Genomic DNA, 7,213 nt, shown 5'->3' with positions numbered 1-7,213 from the left:
GCCTCGTCAATCTTCCAGAGTCGAAAATCCTTGCTCATAGCCCCGCAAAGAATCAGACTCGCCCCAGCTTGACCAGCGACTACTTGGACAGGCTCCTAGCAGTTTCCCTGTGCCGATCGGTATGCGAATCAAGGGATTCCAATCTTCACCACCGGCTTCTAAAAGCAGAATGCGTTGACGCATCTTCCGACAGCCGCGATGCCAAGACACATCCTGCGGAACCGCTGCCGACGATTATGTAAGTGCAGCGTTCTGCTCCCATCACGGACTATTCCTGCTCACAACGATAACCGCCAGGCATCTTCATGCATTGTCGGACCGGCACGCCACAGACGTAACCCGGTATGAGCTCCCACGTCTGCGGTGATCAGCGGGCGCGAGCGTAGCGGATCGGCATCCAGTATTGGCGCATGGCCTCGACGGCCGCTGGAAGATCGGCGTGGGCGTTGCGCAGAAAATCCCTGGTCTCGCGCCCGCTTCGTGGCGGTCCGAGCAGCGGCCGGCCCTGATCGTCGCGACAGTGCAGCAGGATGGGCAGAAGCAGGCCATGATTGACGTTGCTGGCGTCCAGCAACGGCGCCCACGCCGACGGCCTGAGCCGCGTTGCGGCGTAGAATCCCAGGCACCAGGGTCGCGGATCGACGTCGCCATTGGCTTTGCGCCGGTGCATCGGCTCGAACTGGCTGGGCGTGGTCGAAAGGATCTGGCTGATCTCGTTGTGGCGCAGCGCGACGGCGGAGATCGCTGCGAACTCCGGAGTGCCGCCGTGGTTGAAAGCATCGGCATCGATGGCGAGCAGCGGGCAGATCCAGTCGAGCGGGCTGATCGACACCGGTCCGGCCACGATCGCGGCGACGTAGCCATCGAGCATGGGGAGACTGGTGGCGGCAGGGTGCCGATCGACACGAACCTGGAGCCACCGCTCGAGCTCCGCAAGCGGCATCGCGGCTGCGGCCATCGACGACGATGCTGAATGGCGACGCGGGCTCATGCGGCGGCTTGTGCGATGCGCTCGCGGGCCGCCTTCCAGTTCCAGGCGAGCAGCTCGTGCAGCTGATGGCTCTTGGTTCGCCCAGACACGATGCGCTCCAGCACGTCGGACAAGTAGGCCTGCGGATCGAGCTCATGAAGCTTTGCTGTGTTCACGATCGACGACAGGATCGCCCAGCTCTCGGCGCCGCCTTCGCTGCCGCTGAACAATGAGTTGCGTCTTCCCATTGCAATCGGGCGCATGGAACGCTCGACCGTGTTGGAATCGACCTCGACGCGGCCGTCGCGAAGAAACAGCGTCAGTCCGTCCCAGTGATTGAGCGCGTAGTTGATGGCCTCGGCCAGCTTCGACTGGGAGAAGAGCTGGCCGACCGTTGCCGTCAGCCGCGCCTTGAGCGCCGCCATCAACGGAGTGGTCCTGGTGCGGCGGGCGGCAAGCCGCTGCTCGGCACTGCTGCCGCGGATCTCGGCCTCGATGGCATAGACCGCCTGCAACCGTTCGATCACCTCGCGAGCGAATGGCGACTGGGTCGTCTTGTAGACCTCGACAAATTTGCGCCGGGCATGGGCGAGGCAGAAAGCGAGCTGGATCGCGCTGCCATGACCGCGGGCGAGCGCCTTGTAGGCGGCATAACCATCCACCTGGAGAATGCCGGAAAAGCCGGTCAATTGTCCGGCGATCTCCTCGGTGCCGCGGCCGCCGGCGAACACGTAGGCGACCGCCGGCGGCGCGGGGCCGCCCCACGGGCGGTCATCCATGGCATGCGCCCAGAACTGGCAGATGCGGGGGCGATGTCGTCCGGGATCGAGCACCGGCATCGGCGTCTCGTCGCAGAACACGCGCGGCGAGGCCTGGATCGTGCGCAGCTGGAGCTCATAGAGGCTCTTGAGCCACCAGGTCGCACGCTTCACCCAGCCGGCCAGCGTCGCGCGGTCGAGATGAATGCCCTGACCGGCCAGAATCTGCACCTGCCGATACAGCGGCAGATACTAAGCAAACTTCGACACCACCACGTGGGTCACCAGCGCCGTTGAGGCCATGCCGCTCTCGATCAGTCGCGGCAGCACCTTCGCCTGCACCACGCCGTCGGTGCAGCCGCGGCAGGCGTATTTGGGACGGATCGTGCGCAGCACCCGCAGGATCGCCGGGATCACGTCCAGCACCTCGCTGACGTCCTCGCCGATCTTATGCAGGCGGCCGTCGCAACACGGGCACGCTGTCGCGTCCGGCTCCAGCACCTGCTCACAGCGTGGCAGGTGCTTGGGCAGCGCGCCGATGTTGCGGCGGGCCTTCTTGCGCGGCTTACCAGCCGGCTTGGTCGCAGCCGCATCGTCGTTGGCCGGCGCAGCTGGTGTGACGCCGGTCTCCAGATCGTCCAGCTCGAGCGCGAGCTGCTCGTCCACGAGCACCGCAAGTCGCTCCGAGCGCTTCCCGAAGATCATCTCCTTGAGCGGCGCCGCTTCCTTCTTCACACGCTGCCTGATGGCTTCCATCGCATCCGCCACTTCGGCTTCATGGCCAACGGCCATCGCGCTGCCAAACTCGCCCTTTGCCGCAAACTTCTCGATCGTGCAACATGACCGGTAGCGAAAGCGCGGTCTGCACCAGTGCGACCTCGCCAGCCGACGAGGTCATCTGCGTCATAGCCCAAGCCGCACCGACGCCCTGAATCAGGACACCAAGATTAGAGAGGAGGCTTGCAAGCCAAATGCGCCGGAAATTGGCATACCTCAATGGCGCAGCGATGCCATCGCCGCTGATGACCCGGGGCTTTGCCACATTCATCATATCGGCGCCCTCCTGCCTTGCCTGCGTTCCCGATGCCCGTCTCCGGAGTTAGAAGGTTTGGCATTCCGCGAGGAGTAGCGCTCGGCCAGCGAAACGGGGGTGAGCCCTCAACAGAATCAAAGATCAACATGTTGCCGATGTAATGGAGGGACGCGGAATGATCACGTCCATAAGCAGATGTCCTTCTGCGGCCTTGAACGTCGCTTCACCAGCAGCGCAGCGAGCCGCGGGTGCGATCGAGCTGGAATCCAATAAACAGCGAAACAGTCACCATTGGAGCTGCGCGCCATGCGCAACCTGGCCCTGGATAATTCTAGGCAGGCGAGCGAGACGACGCGCAACGCGGTGGACGTCGCTTCTCGGCTTTTTTGATTGTGCTGGGTATGGCCCTGGTTCAAAGGTGGAGACGTTGCTGCCAATTCCTGATTGCACCGAATGTTAAGTCGAGCTTGCCGCGGCGCGGTGCGTGCGCGAGAGCCGGGCGTTTCGCACCTTCTTCGAACTGTTCCAAGAGAACCTCGTCTGATTGATCGTTCCAATGCATCGCGTGTGAATCGATCACAACCACATCTGTCGCTTATGCGAAGTGCGCATGCAACAGGATTGCGCAGGGCTAACGGCTACTGCACAATCCTCTTTGCTGGTCGTCTGAAGGCCCTCGTAAGACGCGCGTTGTTCATTCTTCACGGCGTGAGCCGACGTCGAGCGATTGGAGAACGATCAAAAGAAGCCTAATCGATATATTCACAGCCTTTCTCCTTAAGGACTTCGTCTACCCACGACCCGTTCCAAGGCATTTCCGCCCTGAGTTTCGTTTCACGAACTAGAACATCTTTGATCTTCCCCAGAATATCTTCGGCGTCATCTGGGTTGATTATCACCACACCGTCCTGGTCGCCGACAATGATATCGCCTGGCTTCACCGTCACGCCACCGCACGAGACAGGAACGTTGACCTCGCCCGGCCCATCTTTGTATGGCCCTCTTGGGGTAATTCCAGCGGCATATACCGGGAAAGTCATATTGCGGATGGCGGCAACGTCGCGGACTGCGCCATCGACGATCAGCCCCGCCAACTTACGGTACTGCATCCACGTCACCATCAGCTCGCCGGCATTCGCGTTGTCAGTTGCTCCTTGAGCATCGACCACAATCACGTCGCCGGGCTGGGCTAAATTCATTGCCTTTTGCATCACCAGACTGTCACCGGGACGCGTCTTGACTGTGATGGCCACTCCGAGCAACGGAGCGCCGTTCAGCGGTTTGATCTTCCCGCTGATGCACGATGCCCTATTCATGCTATCGGCAATGCTCGCTACGGCAATTCCACCAAACCGTTGGACGAGAGATGGATCAGGTCTATTGATGTTGAGGTAAACACGAAATCCAGTGTTAGACATTAGCTTTGCTCCGTGACATTTTTCGCTTCCGCCAACTGTTCGCTTTCGGTCGCAGCGCTCACGCTGCCGGCATCACCTAAGATCGCCGCGTTGGCTCGTCGGTCATGATCGCCCCAACTTCCCGAGATCTCCAGGTAATCTCTATTCAAATCGCGACTGTGAATGCATCCCGTCATGGCCATCACCGTGTCGAGCTCACGTCTTAGGATCTCGATCATTCGAGTCGCGCCCGACATCCCGCCCACCGCGGTGCCGTAGAGCAGACCACGTCCAATCATCACGGCCTTGGCTCCCATTGCGAGGAATTTGAGAATGTCGCTACCTCTTCGGACTCCACTGTCGGCAATCACTGTCAACTGCTGGCCGACCTCGTCAACAATCTCGGCCAGCACTTGGATCGGTGCCACCGCGCTATCAAAACGGCGTCCGCCATGGTCGGACACGACGATTCCATCAGCTCCCCTCTTCGCGGCAAGGATCGCGTCGTCCGGGCGGAGAATGCCTTTTACGACAAAATTACCTTTCCAGGTGTCGCGCAGCCGCCGGATGTGGTCCCAAGAAAGGCCGGGCATGAGACCCAGCGGCTTCTTTCTGCTCAATATACTGCAGCGATGGTAGACCGGACAGTTCGTGAATGCCGGCCCCCGGCCAGCTGCCAAATAGCGAGCAAATACGCCAACCGTCCATCGTGGGTGGGCAGCGACATCGTATAGGTTGCGAGCGGAATATCTGATCGGCATCTCGAAGCCGTTGCGGATCCTGTATTCTCGATTCCCTGGAACAGGCATAGTCACGACGAGCGTCCGCACGCCCTTGTTCCATGCTCGCCGGCTCAGATCTCGTGCTAACTCTTCCGAAGACTGTTCATTCTCCCCGAAGAAGTAGAGCTGAAACCAGACCTGACCTGGGCTCGCTGCCGTGATCTCTTCCACAGACGAAATGGCCTGCATTGCTGCACCGAACGGGATTCCGCTTGCAGCCGCGGCCTTGGCCAATTCTCTCTCGCTTTGATACCACACGAGGCCGGCCATGGCCGTCGGCGCTACGACAATCGGCATATCGCAGGTGTGACCGAAGATCGAGACTGATTGCGTACGGGGGCTACCGCTGCCGGTCAGCACCGCGGTCTAATCCGCACGGAGTCAAAGGCATGCCGGTTTCTTCGAAGCCCCTTCTCATCCTCGGTACCCCTGTCGATGTATTCGAAAAGGCCGTGCGGAAGCTGACGCTTGGCTAGCCCCCGAACCTCCGCATAATTGAGAAACTCACTCATTCGCAACTCTCCTTTCTGCACGCACTGCCACGTCAACCTAAAGCCTGGGCGCCCGGCACCAATCCAGGCACGATTCGCACAGTCATCATGCTTTGCGCTGGTGATGCAGCCGCGACTTCTCGAGCATGATGCTCGCGATCCGTTAGCCGGCATGCGCACGAGACTTCCAACCGTGAATCCCGCACAGCTTTCCGGAGGCTAGCGGTAACGCATCGCCAGCAGGCGCTCCGGTCCTGCTTGTCCCAACTCGCGGAGCGACGGTCGGATTCAAATACGCCATCCATGGCGGCACATAGAAGTCCGGGGAAAGCGAGAGCCGCCATGGTCCACCCGTCGCGAGCCGCGCGTGTTGCCCATTGGCGAGCAGATCTGGTCGGCTTAGGCTGCTGTTCACCCCTTTGATCTTCGCCTTTTGCTTACTTGCAGCTTGGCTCGAAGTGACTGGCCTTCATCATGCCGGCAAATGTATCGGCTTGCAACGCAGGCACGTGCGCGTCCTCCCAGGCAAGCATTTGCGGCGTAAGCGGCGGTAGGTCAATGCCTTTGTGCACCAAATTGACTATGTCAATCGCGTAACCCGTCACCCTTCCGTCGGGCGATGCGACTACGTAGGAAGGGGCCAAGCAAACCCCCACCTTGAATTGGCCGGCTTTGTGGACCGAGGCGAAAAGAGGATCTTCTGTTTCTGCTAACGCCGAAAATGAATAGCCAGTTACGACGAGCAGCAGGATGAGCCACTTTAGTGTCGCACGCATGGTATCTCTTCCGTCCCAACAACAAGATTAGGGCATTCTCGGATGCCATCGTTCGCAGAAGCCAATACCAATTTGGAAAGCACTGAGACCAGATCGGAATTGCACGCTATTGGGCAGTAACAAAGCCGAGCGTTCTCAATACGTACGTGGCTGCCGTAAGGACGGTAAGGACAAGGCGCAAGGAGTTTCGGGTCTCTTTGTCTCTCGAGACATCGATGTGCCCGCACAGACGAACAATCACCTGCAGAGATCTCCCTTGACTTTGCCGGCGCCCTCCTCGTGCAGGCAAATCCGTTGCCTTTATCCAACATCGTACGGATTACTGTAGAGTAGCACCGGTCCGTCATTCGCCCATAGAATGAGCCTTGTCGACATTGCTCCAATCGTGGAGGTTGGTGACACGCAGCAGCTGTTCCGATTTGATTTACCCTGGTTGCGCGCACTCGCTTCCGATCGTGACCGACAAGCACGGCGAGCTTAATGTCGGGACCTTGCGCAACTCGTGCGACCGCCGTCAGAGGTTTCGGATTTCCGGGCAGCACGTAGAGCGCGTCCTCAAATGCGGTGATCGGCGCAGAAAACACCAGAACTTGCAGCGCTCCTCCTTGGTCGCCGCGTAGCCTATAAAATGAATTAGCGTGCCATCAGTCCGGGCATTAAGGCACCCCAGGTGTGAAGACCGGCGTGAGCGCTGGCACACCCATGCCTTCGACCGCGAGATTTAGCACCTCGACAACTAGTGGCTCTGCACAGTGATTTTGACGGGTTGGGTCCGGCGGTCAGATTAGCTCGGGCAGGAGTTTCGGATCAATGAGGACCTCGATGCTGCGAGGCGTCCTTGGCTGCCGTCTGATGAGGCCGGCGCGTTCCAGCGTCAGCACCATCTGGTGAACCGAAGGCGGGCTGATGCGGATTTCGCTGATGGTGAGCGGTGATTTCACGCGATGGTGAGCAGGCATTTCGCGCGATCGTGAGCAGCCGCTTTGGCCGACATGGTGATTGGGTC

The 7,213-nt window shown here is 60.0% G+C and carries 6 protein-coding genes and 4 pseudogenes; 1 reads left to right on the top strand and 9 read right to left on the bottom strand.

Features of this window, described 5'->3' with window-relative positions:
* Positions 1-99: 99 nt before the first annotated feature.
* From IVB48_RS16050 to IVB48_RS16035, 4 genes and pseudogenes are all read right to left on the bottom strand, one after another.
* Positions 100-262: pseudogene (locus IVB48_RS16050) on the bottom strand (NAD(P)-binding protein); the annotation flags it as partial.
* Positions 263-367: 105 nt separating this feature from the next.
* Positions 368-991, bottom strand: a complete 624-nt coding sequence (locus tag IVB48_RS16045; protein WP_247400784.1) for a UPF0149 family protein — start codon at positions 989-991, stop codon at positions 368-370.
* Positions 988-1,971 (bottom strand): IS66 family transposase, encoded by a 984-nt coding sequence (locus IVB48_RS16040; protein ID WP_256468895.1) that lies wholly within the window; start codon positions 1,969-1,971, stop codon positions 988-990. The genes IVB48_RS16045 and IVB48_RS16040 overlap by 4 nt, the downstream gene beginning before the upstream one ends.
* A gap of 9 nt (positions 1,972-1,980) precedes the next feature.
* Positions 1,981-2,433 (bottom strand): IS66 family transposase zinc-finger binding domain-containing protein, encoded by a 453-nt coding sequence (locus IVB48_RS16035; RefSeq protein ID WP_247400786.1) that lies wholly within the window; start codon positions 2,431-2,433, stop codon positions 1,981-1,983.
* Positions 2,434-2,445: 12 nt separating this feature from the next.
* On the opposite strand from IVB48_RS16035, the pseudogene IVB48_RS16030 reads away from it, so the two are divergent.
* Positions 2,446-2,556: pseudogene (locus tag IVB48_RS16030) on the top strand (transposase); the annotation flags it as partial.
* A gap of 7 nt (positions 2,557-2,563) precedes the next feature.
* On the opposite strand, the pseudogene IVB48_RS16025 reads toward IVB48_RS16030, so the two are convergent.
* The 5 genes and pseudogenes from IVB48_RS16025 to IVB48_RS16005 form a co-directional block, all read right to left on the bottom strand.
* A pseudogene (locus IVB48_RS16025) lies at positions 2,564-2,779 on the bottom strand (MFS transporter); the annotation flags it as partial.
* A 731-nt stretch (positions 2,780-3,510) separates the two neighbouring features.
* Positions 3,511-4,179 carry an RraA family protein gene (locus IVB48_RS16020; RefSeq protein WP_247400779.1) on the bottom strand — a complete coding sequence of 223 codons (669 nt, stop codon included), beginning with the start codon at positions 4,177-4,179 and terminating at the stop codon, positions 3,511-3,513.
* The gene (locus IVB48_RS16015) at positions 4,179-5,300 is read right to left on the bottom strand and encodes an alpha-hydroxy acid oxidase (protein ID WP_247400777.1); all 1,122 of its coding nucleotides are present in this window, start codon (positions 5,298-5,300) and stop codon (positions 4,179-4,181) included. The genes IVB48_RS16020 and IVB48_RS16015 overlap by 1 nt, the downstream gene beginning before the upstream one ends.
* A gap of 568 nt (positions 5,301-5,868) precedes the next feature.
* A complete protein-coding gene (locus IVB48_RS16010) occupies positions 5,869-6,207 on the bottom strand; it encodes a hypothetical protein (protein WP_247400775.1) in 339 nt (112 codons plus the stop codon).
* Between the two features lie 779 nt (positions 6,208-6,986).
* Positions 6,987-7,213: pseudogene (locus IVB48_RS16005) on the bottom strand (hypothetical protein); the annotation flags it as partial.

Source organism: Bradyrhizobium sp. 76, from assembly GCF_023073025.1.
Classification (GTDB): Bacteria; Pseudomonadota; Alphaproteobacteria; order Rhizobiales; family Xanthobacteraceae; genus Bradyrhizobium.
The sequence above is the reverse complement of the archived record's forward strand: the minus strand, read 5'-3'. Positions and strand labels throughout refer to the sequence as shown.